Here is a 13,451-nt window from a genome sequence, read left to right as displayed (position 1 = left end):
AAATTCTACTCATTGCAGGTGAAAGAATTTAGCGGGAGTTACCCTGGAAAATAATGAAGCCGACCGCCCGGCGTGAGCCGATAGGCAGCGATAATGCCTTTTTGTTAATAGGGTATTTAACGAAAAGTGAACTATTGCAGGCCGTCCGGATGCAAATTGATCGGTTCACGTTACTGGCGGGGTATTATTGTTTGCGAGAATGTTAAAAACTACTTTTGTAACTAAAAAAAATGAATATAAGCAAAAATAGGCCGGTTGCTGTCGCAGTAATAAACAAAGAGGGGGGAGAGGCCGTATAACCGCGTTATTTTAGGGGGTTAATTGTCGCGCAATTAAACGTTATTTCGTTATCACACAATAATTGCGGTTAAATTACAAATACCTATCGGTAACCAATAATAAATGGCCGCCGTTGCGGGCGGCCATCGTGCGGAAGGCGGTTACTGGATGCCCATCGCATCGCGCATGGTGAAGAATAGATCGGTCTGATCGGTCAATCCCACCACGTTGGCGGCGTGCGGACCGTAGGCCGCGACGCGCAATTGGGTGCCGGTGTGCCCCTGCGATTCTTCTTCCGAGTTGCCGTAGCTGAGGGTCATCGGCGCGCCGTCTTTGGTGGTCAGCAGCTGGGTCAGGCCCGGCGCTTTGGCGCCGGCGGCGACGATCTGGCTGGAGTGCGCATGGTCGGCGGTGACGATCACCAACGTGTTGCCGTCGGCGCGGGCGAAGGCCAGCGCTTTTTGCACCGCTTCGTCCAGATCGACGGTTTCACCAATCTGCCCGCACGGGTTGGCGGCGTGATCCTGCTTATCGATCGACGCGCCCTCGACCTGCAGGAAGAAGCCGTTCGGGTTATCTTTCAACAGCGCGATCGCTTTTTCGGTCATCGCCGCCAGCGTTGGCGTGGCCGCGGTGCGCGCCGGGTTGTTTTCGCAGGTTACCGCCGGCTTGTCGAGGTTGCCGTGATAGCTGGCTTTCGGCCCCAACCAGCGCACCGGCATGTTGCCGTCGGCGAACAGGCCCAGCAGCGGTTTTTGCTGGTTGGCCAACGTAACGGCCTGCAGCTCATCCGCGTTGCTCACCCATTGGTAACCCTGCGCCGCCGCCTGATCTTTCAGCGATTTTCCTTGCCATTCGCCGCTTTTCGCCAGCTGGTTGAAGGACTTCGCGCCGCCGCCCAGCGTGACGTCGGCGCGGGTCTTCAGCAACTGCTCGGTAATGGAGCCGCGGCCGCCGTTTTCCAGTGCGTTAGCGGCGCATTTCTCGCTGGTTTCCTCCGGGCCGTAGCATTTGCGCGAGGTGACGTGCGACACCAGCGCCGCTGGCGTAGCGTCTTGCAACTCGGCGGTGGAGACGTTGCCGGTGGCCTTGCCGGCCGCTTTGGCGATCTCCAGCAGCGTCGGCTGATCTTTGCCGTTCACGTCCACGCCGAGCGCGCCGTTATAGGTTTTCACCCCAGTGGTCCAGGCGGTGGCGGAGGCGGCGGAATCGGTCACGTAATCCGGCTTGTGGGTTTTCTTGTCCAGCGAGTAGTGGGTGTATTGCCCGGTCAGCGGCAGGGCGTCGATGCCCTTGAAGTAACCGCCTGCGCCTTCAGCGTAGTTGCGCGCGGCGGTGATCTCGGAATCCCCCATGCCGTCGCCGATCAGCAGTATCACGTTTTTCGCCGTTTTGTCCGACAGCGACGCCTTCAGCGCGGCGGTCTGATCGCCGGCCAGACGACGGGCGCCGCCCGGTTCGGCGAGGTTGCCGCGCGCGGCGCGCTCGGTCAGGCCATCGGTATTGGCCGAGGTTTCCGCCGCGATGGCGGAGGAACAGAGCAGGGCGGACAGCACGGCGCCGGCGAGCAGGGATACAGCAGGTTGCATGGGGTAAGCTCCTTGTCGTAATACAACAATATAAATAACATCAAATTGTTACGTAAGGAGAGTAGAGCAGAGGGATGACAATTTTATGACAGCGAAAGGCGGGATGGCCCGGCGGCCACCCCGTTTGGCGTCTCAGGCCGTGCGCGCCGGAATAGCCAGCCCGCGCTGCACCGCCGGCCGCGCCAGACCGCGCTCCAACCACTGCGCGACGCGGGGGAAACTGTCGAACGCCACCAGTTCGCGCGCCTCATAGAAGCCGATCAGGTTGCGCACCCAGCCCAGCAGCGAGATATCGGCGATGGTGTACTCCGCGCCCATGATCCAGTCGCGGCCCTCCAGGCGCGTTTCCAGCACGCCGAGCAGGCGTTTCGATTCGTTTTTGTAGCGCTCCAGCGGCCGCTTGTCTTCATATTCGCGCCCGGCGAATTTATGGAAGAAACCGAGCTGGCCGAACATCGGGCCGACGGCGGCCATCTGGAAGAACACCCACTGAATGGTTTCGTAACGCTGCGCCGGATCCTGCGGCAGGAAACGGCCGCTCTTTTCCGCCAGGTAGAGCAGAATGGCGCCGGATTCGAACAGCGGCAGCGGCCGGCCGCCGGGGCCGTCGGGATCGATGATCGCCGGGATCTTGCCGTTCGGGTTCAGCGCCAGGAATTCCGGCGTCCAGGTCTCGTTGTTGCCGATGTCGATCAGGTGCGCTTCATAAGGCAGGCCGATCTCTTCCAGCATGATGGACACTTTGACGCCGTTCGGCGTCGGCAGAGAGTAGAGCTGCAGCCGTTCCGGATGTTGAGCCGGCCAGCGTTTGACGATCGGGAATTGGGTGGAATCGAGCATGGAAACTCCTCGGGTTGGCGGGGTCGCTTAAGCGTACCCCTAGAGTATTGCAGTAAAACTACCCTGTCGCCGGGTTACACCGTGAGGTCAAAATGTGCGGCCAGCGCTTTTTTACCGGCGGGGGTCAGCTGCAGCTCACGGCTGTCGAGCCGGCGAAGGATCCAGCCGCGTTGGATAAAGACGGCCAACAGCGCTGCGCCCAGCGCGCCGCCGAGGTGAGATCGGCGTTCGCTCCAGTCCAGGCACCCGCAGGCGAAGCGGCGGCGGGTGGGGGCGGGCGAGCAATCGACGCCCAGCCGCGTCAGCGCGGCCTGACCGGCGTCGCTTAACCGGTAGTCTTCTTCGCCGGTCAGCCAGTTCAGCGCATGCAGCCGATCGTGCAGCTTCACCGCCACCTCGCCCGCCATATGGTCGTAGCAGGTGCGAGCATACTGCAGCGAGGTAGGCGTGCTGCTCTTCACCGACGGGCGCGGCACGCCCGCCAGCGCCATCAGGCCTTCCAGCGCTGCGGCCACCGGTTGCCCGGCCAGCCGGAAATAGCGGTAGCGCCCCTGTTTGACGCAGGCAATCAGCCGCTGCTCCAGCAGTTTCGCCAGGTGTGCGCTGGCGGTAGACGGGGCGACCTCGACCGCCGCGCTGAGCTCGGTGGCGGTGTAGGCGCGCCCGTCCATCAACAGGCACAGCATGCGCGCCCGGGTGCGGTCGGCGATGGCGGCGCTCAGCGCCGCTAAACGATCTTCTATCTCGATGTTATGCATACTTCGAGATTAGACGAAGTATGACTGCTCGTCCATCGCTAACCTGTGGTTATCGCACTCTGGTGCTGTGTGTCTGCGTTCGCTGGGTATTGATGAGCGGGCGTTGGGCGCCATTCTTACAATGCGCGCGTGCCGGAATTTTACCGTTGAGAGGAGACGAGGATGATCGCCGTGATTTTTGAACTGCAGGCCGCCGACGGGCAGCGGGAGACCTACCTGGAGTTGGCGGCGGCGCTGAAGCCGCTGCTGGCGCAGATCGACGGATTCATTTCCATCGAGCGTTTTCAAAGCCTGGCCGATCCCGCGCGCCTGTTGTCGCTCTCCTTCTGGCGCGACGAGGTGGCGGTGCAGCAGTGGCGCAATCTCGAACAGCACCGGGCGGCGCAGGCGCGCGGCCGTGGCGAGGTGCTGGCGCAGTACCGGCTGCGGGTGGCGGAGGTGGTGCGGGACTACGGGCTGGAGAGCCGCGACCAGGCGCCGCAGGATAGCCGTGGCTATCACCGCACCTGAAAAAAGCCCGCCGGCGGCGGGCTTTCTTCGTCCGTTATTTCGCTTCGCTGCCCACCTTCATCGCCCCGGCGTAGCTGGCGCCCATCCCCCAGGCGGCGCCGTGGTCGCGGGCGATCTGCAATACGCCTCCCGCCGTGGCTTTGCGGCTCCAGTCCTGCTGCCATTCCAGCATCAACGCCACCCAGTTGATGGGCGTGGCGCCCGCCTGTATCAGGCGCTGCATGGCGTTGTTTTGGCTGTCTGGCGTAATGTCGCCGGTGACGTCCGACAGGATATAAACTTCATACCCCTCGCCCAGAGCAGACAGCGCCGGCAGCATCACGCAGCTGGCGGTCCACAATCCGCCGATGATGATTTTCTTGCGGCCGGATTGTTTGATCAGATCGACCACGCGCCGATCCTGCCAGACGTTGATGGCGGTGCGATCGTACACCTGCAGGTCCGGGCGTGCCTGCGTCACCTGCTGGAATACCGGCCCGGCGAAGCTTTTGGCGTTGGCCGAGGCCAGAATGGTCGGCACGTTGAACACCTTGGCGGCCTTGGCGATGCCAGCGGCGTTATTCACCAGATTGGTTTGATCGATAGAGGAAATGGTCATGCCGAACATGTCCTGCAGATCGACCAGCAGCAACAGGCTGTTGTCGGCGGTCAGCGGTTGCACATAACCCGCCTGGCGGCTATCGGCGGCGGGGGATTGCGCCAGCGCGGCGACGGGGGCGACGGCGGCGCTCAGACCGAGCATCAGGGCGAACAGGGTCTTTTTCATTATTAACTCCATGATTATCAGTAGATTAAATTCACTTCCCTCTCAGGGAAGCGGTTGAATGAAGTCTACTGAGGTTGTTGAGGTTAATAATCTGTGTTTTATTGAATTAATAATTAACCCATAGGACATAATATGGACGTGCTACTGACGATGCGCGCCTTTCGCCGCGTGGTTGAGCGCAACAGTTTCTATAAGGCGGCGGAGGATCTGGCGATCACGCCGGCGGCGTTGAGCAAGCAGATTAAGCAGTTGGAAAATCGGTTGGGGACGCTGTTGCTGGTGCGCACCACCCGCAGCATGAGCCTGACCGAAGCCGGGCAGCTCTATTACCAGGAAGCCTGCCGGTTGCTTGGCGAGTTCGACGCGCTGGAGCAGACGGTTGCCGCCAGCGCGCAGCAGGTCTCCGGCACGCTGCGGGTCAATGCGCCGCTCTCGTTCGGCCTGACGGTGCTGTCGCCGCTGCTGCCGCCGTTTATGCAACGCTACCCGCAGCTGCAGGTGGAACTGACGCTGGACGACAGGGTATTGGACGTGGTGGCGGCCGGTTTCGATATTTCCTTGCGCATTCGCCGCCGACTGCCGGATTCTTCCCTCAGCGCCCGGGCGCTGGGTGACGTGCACCAGCGAATTTGCGCCGCGCCCGGCTATTTGGCGCAGCACGGCGTGCCGCAAACGCCCAATGAATTGCAGCGACACAGCTGTCTGGCCTATTCCCTGGCGGAAAAGCCGGGGCAGTGGCAGTTCACCGCCGGCGAGGAGAGCCTGAGCGTGACGTTCACTCCCCGGCTGATCGCCAACAACAGCCTGATGCTGCGGGATATGCTGATGGCGGGACTGGGCATCGGTTCGCTGCCGTCGTTTGTGGCGGATCCCGAGATCGCCGCCGGCAGATTGGTGCGGCTGTTCCCTGAACAGATTGCCGACGTGCATCAGGTTTTCGCGGTTTACCCGACGCGCCGGCATCTGCAGCAGAAAGTGAGTTTATTCACCGAGTTTGTGCGAGAACAGGGATTGATGACGGCGAATTGACAACGGCGCACGGTTGTCATATTCCTTAGTTATGAAAAGATCCTATCGCCCATTCGCGCAAATTATTATCACCATGCTTCGTGTGGTGGGATAGCGCGTGTGTCGCCAATAAGAAACCCGCCGGCAAGGCGGGTTTTTTTATCCCCTTCCGGCAACGGCCGGAGAACGGCATGAAAACCTACCCTGCAGTTTTACACCTGATGTGCGGCAAGGCCGGCGCAGGCAAATCGACGCTGGCGCAGCGTTTGGCGCAGCAACCGCAAACGCTGTTGCTGGTCGAAGATGCTTGGCTGGCGACGCTGTATGAACAGGAGATGGCCAGCCTGCAAGACTATGCGCGCTGTTCCGACCGGTTGCGGCGGGCGCTTGGCGGGCACCTCGTTCAGCTGCTGCGCGGCGGTTGGTCCGTGGCGCTCGATTTCCCGATGAATACGCCGGACAGGCGGCGTTGGGCCAAAGCGTTGGCGGAGGAGGCCGGCGTCGCGCACTGCCTGCATTTTCTCGACGCCAGCCATGCGCAGTGCCTGAGCCGGATAACGCTGAGAAACGCGCGCGGCGAGCACCCGTTTACACTGAGCGAAGCGGAGTTTGAGCGCCTGGCACAGTACTTTGTTCCCCCGGCGGAAGAGGAAGGAATGACCGTCTTACGTTATGGCGAACGGGACTGAAAACCGGCGCCATGACGGCGCCGGCAACAGGGTTATGCGTCGGCGTTAAACGCGTTGTGGAAGGCGACCTCCGCGCACGGCAGCGCGCCCTGGAAGGCGATGGCGCGGAAGTAGTCTTGCGGCACGCCCGGCAGGGTCAGCGCGCTTTGCGCCTGGAAGCCGAAACGGCCGTAATAGTTCGGATCGCCCAGCACCACGCAGCCTGCGGCATGCCGTTCTTGCAGTTCGGCCAATAGCTGGCGGATCAGCCGGCTGCCGATCCCCAAGTTCTGACAGGCCGGCAGCACCGACACCGGCGCCAGCCCGTACCACCCGGCGGCGCCGTTGCTGAGCACGACCGGCGAGACGGACGCGTGCCCGATCGGTGTGCCATTTTGCTCGGCGACCAGCGACAGGGTGAGGGCTCCCGCCGCGCGCAGCGCATTGACGATAAACTGCTCGGTGTGGCTGCTGTGTTCGGCGTGCAGGAACGCAGCGGCGGTCAGGGTGGTGATGGCGCCGACGTCGGCCGGCGTTTCGTGGCGTAACGTGATGTTCATGGTTGTATCCTGATTAAAAACGCTGAACCGACCGGACTGCCTGCCCGGCCGGTATCGATGATTAACGGTTGTCCAGCTGCGCCCGCACGGCCTTGAGCCCGGCGAAGGTGACGCGATAAGGGCGCCCCTGGCGAGAGAGGATCAGGCGTTTGGTTTTGAGCTTGGTGAAAACGGCCAGCGAGCAGTCGGCCAGGCCGAGCCCTTCGCGGGTGTAGCATTCGACGTGGGTGACGCGACCGGCGTCGTTGCGGGTGAAGGCGATATAGCCGCCTTTGGCCAACACGTGCAGCACGCGTTGTTCCGCTTTGGAAATGTTCATGTTGGGAGATCCTGTAATAACCCCAGATACGCGCATCCCCGCGCAAACGCGCGTCGGATACGTCAGAGTCCCTCGCCATACGGCAAGGAAGCGACTATCGGGTGGTTACAATCTCCAACATACAGGCCTCGGGCAGTGAAAAACGCCAGGGCGGCGTTTCAGCGCAGTTAATGTAGCCAATGGCCGGTTGGCTGTCAATTTGCCGGCGACACGGGCCGCCGGCGCAAGGCCAATCAGAAAGGCTTGGTCGGCAGGTATTTGCCGTCCAGGGTGATCACTGCGCGTTCGCCGCCGTCCGGATCGGCGACCTTCTTGATATCCAGCTTGAAGTTGATGGCGCTGATGATGCCGTCGCCAAACTGCTCGTGCACCAGCGCTTTCAGCGTGGAGCCGTAGACCTGCAGCATTTCATAGAAGCGATAAATGGTCGGATCGGTCGGCACGCCGCCGGGAATGCTGCCGCGCAGCGGGATGGTTTGCAGCAGCTGCACCGCCTCTTCGTCCAGCCCCAGCTTGGCCGCCACCGTGCGCGCCGCCGGTTCCGGCAGCGCGTGCTGCCCCAGCAGGGCGGCGGTGACAAACGCCAGGCTGAGGCCGGTGCCCTCGGCCAGCGCTTCGAACGTCAGGTTATGGCGGATCTTGGCGGCCATGATGGTGTCGGTGAGCGCTTCGCGCGGGGCGGCGTTGTGCAGAGAGTGTGTCATGTTAGCTCCTTATTGTAGGCTTAAAAACGGGCGATCGCCGGGGTGGCGGTCACCTCGGGATGGGTAGCGAGCGGCACGAAGCGGCGGGTTTCGCCGTCCAGCGCCTCGATAGCGCCGCTGGCGATGTCATAGACCCAGCCGTGCAGCGCCAGGCGGCCCTGATCCAGCGCCAGGGCGACGGAAGGGTGCGTTTTGATGTTGTTGAGCTGGGCGATGACGTTCTCGCGCACCATCGACGCGACCCGCGCCTCGTCGGAGGCATGCGGATAAGCCTGATTGACCGCCTTGGCGGAATCGGCGTAACGCAGCCAGCCGGCCACCGTCGGCAGGTGATCCAGGCACTGGCAGGTGGCGATGGCGGTCATCGCGCCGCAGTCGGAGTGGCCGCAGATCACGATATCTTCCACGCCCAGTGCGGCGACGGCGTACTCGACCGAGGCGGTCACCCCGCCGGGTTCGGGGCCGAAAGAAGGCACGATGTTACCGGCGTTGCGGATCACAAACAGATCGCCCGGCTCGCGCTGGGTGACCAGCTCCGGCACCAGGCGGCTGTCGGAACACGAGATAAACAGGGTGCGCGGGTTTTGGCGGGTCGCCAGCCGCTGAAACAGCGCCGTGCGTTCAACAAAGGCTTCGCGCTGGAACTTCAGGAAGCCTTCAATCACCTCTTTCATCCGTTTCTCCATTGGGTGTCGTTATGCGATGGCGGCATGATGAACGCTTCTGGCTATAGGGTCTAAGACCCATTTATAATGTCGGCTATAGGTTTTACTAATAGCTGGGGCGCTATGCTGCTGCGACACATCCGTTATTTTCTGGCCGTTGCCGAACAGGGCAACTTCACCCGCGCCGCCGAAGCGCTGCACGTCTCGCAACCGACGCTCTCCCAACAGATCAAACAGTTGGAGGATACGCTGGGAGCGCCGTTGTTCGATCGCAGCGGCAGAGCCGTGCGCCTGACCGACGCCGGTGAGGCCTGGATGCGCTATGCGCGGCTGGCGCTGCAGGATCTGGACGCCGGCGCGCGGGCGATCCATGACGTAGCGACGTTGGCGCGCGGCCATTTGCGGCTGGCGATGACCCCGACGTTCACCGCCTATCTGGTGGGGCCGGCGATCGATGCGTTCTACCGCCGCTATCCGGGGATTACGCTGAGCATTGAGGAGATGACGCAGGAGCGGATCGAGGCGCTGCTGGCGCAGGATAGGTTGGATCTGGGGATTGCCTTCGAGATGGCGCAGTCGGCGGAGGTAGAAGCCATGCCGTTGTTCAGTGAGACGCTGGAACTGATGGTCGGCGCCGATCATCCCCTGGCGGCGCGGCGTCGGCCGCTGACGCTGGCGGAGTGGCAACATCTGCCGCTGGCCTTGCTGAGCGGCGACTTCGCCACGCGGCAGTTTATCGATCGCTACTGCACACAGCTGGGATTTCGGCCGCAGGTGGCGGTGGAGGCCAATGCGCTGGGCGCCATTGTCGAGATCGTGCGGCGCGGGCAGCTCGCCACGCTGCTGCCGGCCGCGATTGCGCGCGAGAACCGGCAGTTGAAAAAGGTGGCGCTGGCCAACGCCATGCCGGCTCGGCAGGCGGTGTTGCTGCAGCGTAAAGACGCTTACCGCAGCGCCGCCGCGCAGGCGTTTATCGCCGTCCTGCAGCAACAGGGCGTTACGCCAACGCACTCCAGCGCTGCGTCATCCCCAGCAGATGCACCAGTCCGAAGCCGAGGCAAATCAGCGAGCTGACGACGATAAAACGCTGGCTGCGGCCGGTATCGCGCAGGGCGAAGGGGCCGGCGACACCGCGCAGCAGATAGATAAAGGTGATGATAAACAGCGCGGGCCGCAGCAGCGGCAGCGGCGCGATAAGGCCCGCGCCGGATAGCGCATACAGCGCCCAAATAAACAGCACCAGCGCGATACCGGCGGTGACGACGGCAGGGAACTTTTTACCCGCTTCCGCCGCCTTAATGAAGCGATCGCCGGCGCCGCACAGCCGATAGCCGCGCGGCCCGGTGGCGATCACCCAAATATGCAGCAGGGCGGCGATGGCGCTCAGCGCGGCGCCGATCAGCAGCGCGGTGTTATAGAGGTGTGGCATGGTTCAGCTTCCTTGTCCTAAATCAGTCTGGTATCAAGCGTAGACCAGAATGAGTAAGTCAGGCCGGGGGGCGCTCAACGGCCGACATTTGCAGCGCGTCTTCAGGCACCACGCGGGTCTGCGCATCGATAAATGCCAGCTGCACCGGCAGCCCGCTGCGTTTATCCACCAGTTGAACGTGGGGGGTGTCATGCAGAATATGCCGGTGGCCCCACGCCATCAGCGCAACCAGGATGGGCCCCAGGCTGCGTCCCTTGTCCGTCAAGACATATTCATGTCGCTCACGCTCGCCCGGCTCCCGGTAAGCGCGTTTGGCCAACAGTTCTTGTTCTACCATGACATTCAGACGGTTGCTCAACGCCTGGCGCGAAGCGCCGATATTCTCGCGCAGCTCTTCAAAACGGCGAACGCCGTAGAATGATTCGCGCAGGATCAGCAACGTCCAGCGATCGCCAAGCAGATCCGCGGCTTGCGCCAGCCCGCACAGGGCAAGAGAAACGGTAGGGAGATCGGGAGATTTTGACATGGGCATTTTCCTTCGCTAATCTAAGTCTTGTTTTTAGACTTAACTATATTCAAGGAGAGTATAATGCCATTTGTTAATGTGCAAACGGTGAAAGGCATGCTGGATGAACGGCAAAAAAGCGAATTGCTGTCCCGCATTACCGAACTGCTGGTAGAGATAGAAGGGCGAGGCGATCCGGCGTTCAGGCAGTCGGTTTGGGTCCGAATCGATGAACATGCGCCCGAACAATGGAGCCTGGGCGGCGTGCAGCCGACGGCGGCGATGATTGCCGCGAAGTTCCCGCCGCGTTAATTCAGCTATGCCGCCTGCGAAAAGGCTCGGATGCCGCAGGCGCCGCTCAAAATGTCACCGAAACTTCCCGCGATCTCTGCACCCCGTTGTGGCATAATGCGCGCCAAATCACATTCCCTATGTATAAAGAGCGAGCGCTGTGTTAAGCACTAACAACATCACCATGCAGTTCGGCAGCAAGCCGTTGTTTGAAAACATCTCTGTCAAATTCGGCGGCGGCAACCGTTACGGCCTGATCGGCGCCAACGGCTGCGGCAAGTCCACCTTTATGAAAATCCTCGGCGGCGATCTGGCGCCGAGCGGCGGCAACGTGTTCCTCGATCCGAACGAGCGCCTGGGTAAACTGCGTCAGGATCAGTTCGCCTTTGAGCAGTACAGCGTGCTGGATACCGTGATCATGGGCCACACCGAACTGTGGGCGGTGAAGGAAGAACGCGACCGCATCTACGCATTGGCGGAGATGAGCGAAGAAGACGGCTATAAAGTGGCCGATCTGGAAGTGGCCTACGGCGAAATGGACGGCTACAGCGCCGAAGCGCGCGCCGGCGAACTGTTGCTCGGCGTGGGCATTCCGGTTGAGCAGCACTATGGCCCGATGAGCGAAATCGCGCCGGGCTGGAAGCTGCGCGTGTTGCTGGCGCAGGCGCTGTTCTCCGATCCGGAAATCCTGCTGCTCGACGAACCGACCAACAACCTGGACATCGACACCATTCGCTGGCTGGAAAACGTGCTCAACGAGCGCAACAGCACCATGATCATCATCTCGCACGACCGTCACTTCCTGAACATGGTCTGCACCCACATGGCGGATCTGGACTATGGCGAACTGCGCGTTTATCCGGGCAACTACGACGAATACATGACCGCCGCCACCCAGGCGCGTGAGCGTCTGCTGGCGGACAACGCCAAGAAGAAGGCGCAGATCAGCGAGCTGCAATCGTTCGTCAGCCGCTTCAGCGCCAACGCCTCCAAATCCAAGCAGGCCACCTCGCGCGCTCGCCAGATCGACAAGATCCAGCTGGAAGAGGTGAAAGCCTCCAGCCGCCAGAACCCGTTCATCCGCTTCGAGCAGGACAAGAAGCTGTTCCGTAACGCGCTGGAAGTGGAAGCGCTCACCAAGGGCTTCGATGACGGCCCGCTGTTCAGCAAGCTGAACCTGATGGTGGAAGTGGGCGAGAAGGTCGCGGTGCTGGGCGCCAACGGCATCGGTAAAACCACCCTGCTGAAAACGCTGGTGGGCGACGCGCAGCCGGACAGCGGCACCGTGAAATGGTCAGAAAACGCCCGTATCGGTTACTACGCGCAGGATCACGAATACGAGTTCGACGACACCCTGAGCGTGTTCGACTGGATGAGCCAGTGGAAGCAGGAAAAAGACGACGAGCAGGCGGTGCGCAGCGTGCTGGGCCGTTTGCTGTTCAGCCAGGACGACATCAAGAAGAAAGTGAAGGTGCTGTCCGGTGGTGAAAAAGGCCGCATGCTGTTCGGCAAGCTGATGATGCAGCGCCCGAATATTCTGGTGATGGACGAACCGACCAACCACCTGGATATGGAATCCATTGAATCGCTGAACATGGCGCTGGAGATGTACGAAGGCACGCTGATCTTCGTCTCCCACGACCGTGAGTTCGTCAGCTCGCTGGCGACCCGGATTCTGGAAATCACCCCGAACAAGGTGATCGACTTTACCGGCAACTACGAAGACTATCTGCGCAGCCAGGGCATCGTATAACCCTCGCGGCAACGCATCAGGGCGGGAATTATCCCGCCCTTTTTTTATCCGTCATTCCCCGCCGCACACTTCGCAGTGCGGATCCTTCGGCAGTTTCATTTCGCGGAACTGCATGCTCATCGCATCGAACATTAACAACTTGCCGCGCAGCGGCTGACCATAGTCGGCCAGCAGCTTTATCGCTTCCATCGCCTGCAGGGTGCCGATGGTGCCGACCAGCGGCGCCATCACGCCCGCTTCGACGCAGGTGAGGGCGCTGTCGCCGAACAGCCGGCTCAGGCAGCGGTAGCAGGGTTCGCCCGGCTGATAGGTGAACACGCTGAGCTGGCCTTCCATGCGGATCGCCGCGCCGGAAACCAGCGGTTTGCGCTGCGCGTGGCACAGGCGGTTCAGCGCGTCGCGCGCCGCCACGTTGTCGGTGCAGTCTAGCACCAGATCGCAGGCGGCGATCTCTGCCGCGACCGCGTCATCTTCCAGACGGCCGTCGATGGCGTCGATGCGGATATGCGGATTGATGGCGCTCAGTTCCTGCCTGGCGGAGCTGACTTTACTCTGGCCGATGCGATCGTCGCGGTGCAGGATCTGGCGCTGTAGGTTGGAGAGCGAGACGGTGTCGAAATCCACCAGCACCAGATGGCCGACCCCGGCCGCCGCCAGATAAGGCGCGGCGGCGCAGCCCAGCCCGCCCAGCCCGGCGATCAGCACGCGGGCGGCCTTCAGCTTCTCCTGGCCGTCGAAGTCAAAGCCGCGCAGCACGATCTGGCGGTTGTAACGCAGCGCTTCGGCGTCGGTCAATTCCGGCAACAT

The 13,451-nt window shown here is 61.8% G+C and carries 17 protein-coding genes; 6 read left to right on the top strand and 11 right to left on the bottom strand.

Annotation, left to right across the window (positions count from 1 at the left end; all coding sequences use genetic code 11):
• Positions 1-440: 440 nt before the first annotated feature.
• The 3 genes from phoA to ACMGGK_RS15975 all read right to left on the bottom strand — a co-directional run bounded on the left by phoA (position 441) and on the right by ACMGGK_RS15975 (position 3,466).
• The gene (gene phoA, locus ACMGGK_RS15985; RefSeq protein ID WP_016928478.1) at positions 441-1,868 is read right to left on the bottom strand and encodes an alkaline phosphatase; all 1,428 of its coding nucleotides are present in this window, start codon (positions 1,866-1,868) and stop codon (positions 441-443) included.
• A gap of 132 nt (positions 1,869-2,000) precedes the next feature.
• Positions 2,001-2,708, bottom strand: a complete 708-nt coding sequence (locus ACMGGK_RS15980) for a glutathione S-transferase N-terminal domain-containing protein (RefSeq protein WP_016928477.1) — start codon at positions 2,706-2,708, stop codon at positions 2,001-2,003.
• Between the two features lie 74 nt (positions 2,709-2,782).
• Positions 2,783-3,466: an ArsR/SmtB family transcription factor gene (locus tag ACMGGK_RS15975; RefSeq protein ID WP_143778758.1), complete on the bottom strand. Its 684-nt coding sequence runs from the start codon at positions 3,464-3,466 to the stop codon at positions 2,783-2,785.
• Between the two features lie 162 nt (positions 3,467-3,628).
• Between ACMGGK_RS15975 and ACMGGK_RS15970 the strand changes: the two genes are divergently transcribed.
• Positions 3,629-3,976 carry an antibiotic biosynthesis monooxygenase family protein gene (locus ACMGGK_RS15970; RefSeq protein WP_049299838.1) on the top strand — a complete coding sequence of 116 codons (348 nt, stop codon included), beginning with the start codon at positions 3,629-3,631 and terminating at the stop codon, positions 3,974-3,976.
• Between the two features lie 34 nt (positions 3,977-4,010).
• Here the strand turns inward: ACMGGK_RS15970 and ACMGGK_RS15965 are convergent, their stop codons facing one another.
• The gene (locus ACMGGK_RS15965; protein WP_049299837.1) at positions 4,011-4,742 is read right to left on the bottom strand and encodes an isochorismatase family protein; all 732 of its coding nucleotides are present in this window, start codon (positions 4,740-4,742) and stop codon (positions 4,011-4,013) included.
• A 132-nt stretch (positions 4,743-4,874) separates the two neighbouring features.
• Here ACMGGK_RS15965 and ACMGGK_RS15960 point away from each other — a divergent pair, with 132 nt between their 5' ends.
• The gene (locus ACMGGK_RS15960) at positions 4,875-5,771 is read left to right on the top strand and encodes a LysR family transcriptional regulator (protein WP_176063489.1); all 897 of its coding nucleotides are present in this window, start codon (positions 4,875-4,877) and stop codon (positions 5,769-5,771) included.
• Positions 5,772-5,941: 170 nt separating this feature from the next.
• The gene (locus ACMGGK_RS15955) at positions 5,942-6,439 is read left to right on the top strand and encodes an AAA family ATPase (protein WP_143778761.1); all 498 of its coding nucleotides are present in this window, start codon (positions 5,942-5,944) and stop codon (positions 6,437-6,439) included.
• 32 nt (positions 6,440-6,471) lie between these two features.
• On the opposite strand, the gene ACMGGK_RS15950 is transcribed toward ACMGGK_RS15955, so the two are convergent.
• From ACMGGK_RS15950 to ACMGGK_RS15935, 4 genes are all read right to left on the bottom strand, one after another.
• Entirely contained in the window at positions 6,472-6,978 is a 507-nt protein-coding gene (locus ACMGGK_RS15950) for a GNAT family N-acetyltransferase (protein ID WP_033640897.1), read from the bottom strand.
• 61 nt (positions 6,979-7,039) lie between these two features.
• A complete protein-coding gene (locus ACMGGK_RS15945; protein WP_004939031.1) occupies positions 7,040-7,297 on the bottom strand; it encodes a YjhX family toxin in 258 nt (85 codons plus the stop codon).
• Positions 7,298-7,530: 233 nt separating this feature from the next.
• Entirely contained in the window at positions 7,531-8,001 is a 471-nt protein-coding gene (gene cynS / locus ACMGGK_RS15940) for a cyanase (RefSeq protein ID WP_004939029.1), read from the bottom strand.
• 20 nt (positions 8,002-8,021) lie between these two features.
• A complete protein-coding gene (locus tag ACMGGK_RS15935) occupies positions 8,022-8,675 on the bottom strand; it encodes a carbonic anhydrase (protein ID WP_016928470.1) in 654 nt (217 codons plus the stop codon).
• 114 nt (positions 8,676-8,789) lie between these two features.
• Here ACMGGK_RS15935 and cynR point away from each other — a divergent pair, with 114 nt between their 5' ends.
• On the top strand, positions 8,790-9,740 hold the full coding sequence (gene cynR / locus ACMGGK_RS15930) for a transcriptional regulator CynR (protein WP_049299834.1): 951 nt from the start codon (positions 8,790-8,792) through the stop codon (positions 9,738-9,740).
• Here cynR and ACMGGK_RS15925 read toward each other — a convergent pair.
• Complete coding sequence (locus tag ACMGGK_RS15925) at positions 9,664-10,095, bottom strand: hypothetical protein (protein WP_049299833.1); 432 nt, start codon at positions 10,093-10,095, stop codon at positions 9,664-9,666. The two genes, cynR and ACMGGK_RS15925, sit on opposite strands and share 77 nt — an antisense overlap.
• Positions 10,096-10,153: 58 nt before the next feature.
• Complete coding sequence (locus tag ACMGGK_RS15920) at positions 10,154-10,621, bottom strand: winged helix-turn-helix transcriptional regulator (protein WP_049299832.1); 468 nt, start codon at positions 10,619-10,621, stop codon at positions 10,154-10,156.
• 63 nt (positions 10,622-10,684) lie between these two features.
• Here ACMGGK_RS15920 and ACMGGK_RS15915 point away from each other — a divergent pair, with 63 nt between their 5' ends.
• Both ACMGGK_RS15915 and ACMGGK_RS15910 read left to right on the top strand, forming a co-directional pair.
• Entirely contained in the window at positions 10,685-10,912 is a 228-nt protein-coding gene (locus tag ACMGGK_RS15915; protein ID WP_033650586.1) for a tautomerase family protein, read from the top strand.
• Positions 10,913-11,051: 139 nt separating this feature from the next.
• Positions 11,052-12,644, top strand: coding sequence for an ABC-F family ATPase (locus ACMGGK_RS15910; protein ID WP_015377199.1), 1,593 nt, complete (start codon positions 11,052-11,054; stop codon positions 12,642-12,644).
• 51 nt (positions 12,645-12,695) lie between these two features.
• Here the strand turns inward: ACMGGK_RS15910 and moeB are convergent, their stop codons facing one another.
• Complete coding sequence (gene moeB, locus ACMGGK_RS15905) at positions 12,696-13,451, bottom strand: molybdopterin-synthase adenylyltransferase MoeB (RefSeq protein ID WP_004939002.1); 756 nt, start codon at positions 13,449-13,451, stop codon at positions 12,696-12,698.

Source organism: Serratia sp. BNK-33-b (genome assembly GCF_048684565.1).
In the GTDB taxonomy this organism is placed as follows: Bacteria; Pseudomonadota; Gammaproteobacteria; order Enterobacterales; family Enterobacteriaceae; genus Serratia; species Serratia marcescens.
Note: the sequence above shows the minus strand (reverse complement) of the source record. Positions and strands in the feature narration are given on the sequence as shown.

Excerpts from the sequence above, each read along its gene's own strand:
- phoA (WP_016928478.1), bottom strand. The coding sequence starts at position 1,868 with ATGCAACCTGCTGTATCCCTGCTCGCCGGCGCCGTGCTGTCCGCCCTG.
- ACMGGK_RS15980 (WP_016928477.1), bottom strand. The coding sequence starts at position 2,708 with ATGCTCGATTCCACCCAATTCCCGATCGTCAAACGCTGGCCGGCTCAA.
- ACMGGK_RS15975 (WP_143778758.1), bottom strand. The coding sequence starts at position 3,466 with ATGCATAACATCGAGATAGAAGATCGTTTAGCGGCGCTGAGCGCCGCC.
- ACMGGK_RS15970 (WP_049299838.1), top strand. The coding sequence starts at position 3,629 with ATGATCGCCGTGATTTTTGAACTGCAGGCCGCCGACGGGCAGCGGGAG.
- ACMGGK_RS15965 (WP_049299837.1), bottom strand. The coding sequence starts at position 4,742 with ATGAAAAAGACCCTGTTCGCCCTGATGCTCGGTCTGAGCGCCGCCGTC.
- ACMGGK_RS15960 (WP_176063489.1), top strand. The coding sequence starts at position 4,875 with ATGGACGTGCTACTGACGATGCGCGCCTTTCGCCGCGTGGTTGAGCGC.
- ACMGGK_RS15955 (WP_143778761.1), top strand. The coding sequence starts at position 5,942 with ATGAAAACCTACCCTGCAGTTTTACACCTGATGTGCGGCAAGGCCGGC.
- ACMGGK_RS15950 (WP_033640897.1), bottom strand. The coding sequence starts at position 6,978 with ATGAACATCACGTTACGCCACGAAACGCCGGCCGACGTCGGCGCCATC.
- ACMGGK_RS15945 (WP_004939031.1), bottom strand. The coding sequence starts at position 7,297 with ATGAACATTTCCAAAGCGGAACAACGCGTGCTGCACGTGTTGGCCAAA.
- cynS (WP_004939029.1), bottom strand. The coding sequence starts at position 8,001 with ATGACACACTCTCTGCACAACGCCGCCCCGCGCGAAGCGCTCACCGAC.
- ACMGGK_RS15935 (WP_016928470.1), bottom strand. The coding sequence starts at position 8,675 with ATGAAAGAGGTGATTGAAGGCTTCCTGAAGTTCCAGCGCGAAGCCTTT.
- cynR (WP_049299834.1), top strand. The coding sequence starts at position 8,790 with ATGCTGCTGCGACACATCCGTTATTTTCTGGCCGTTGCCGAACAGGGC.
- ACMGGK_RS15925 (WP_049299833.1), bottom strand. The coding sequence starts at position 10,095 with ATGCCACACCTCTATAACACCGCGCTGCTGATCGGCGCCGCGCTGAGC.
- ACMGGK_RS15920 (WP_049299832.1), bottom strand. The coding sequence starts at position 10,621 with ATGTCAAAATCTCCCGATCTCCCTACCGTTTCTCTTGCCCTGTGCGGG.
- ACMGGK_RS15915 (WP_033650586.1), top strand. The coding sequence starts at position 10,685 with ATGCCATTTGTTAATGTGCAAACGGTGAAAGGCATGCTGGATGAACGG.
- moeB (WP_004939002.1), bottom strand. The coding sequence starts at position 13,451 with ATGTTGCCGGAATTGACCGACGCCGAAGCGCTGCGTTACAACCGCCAG.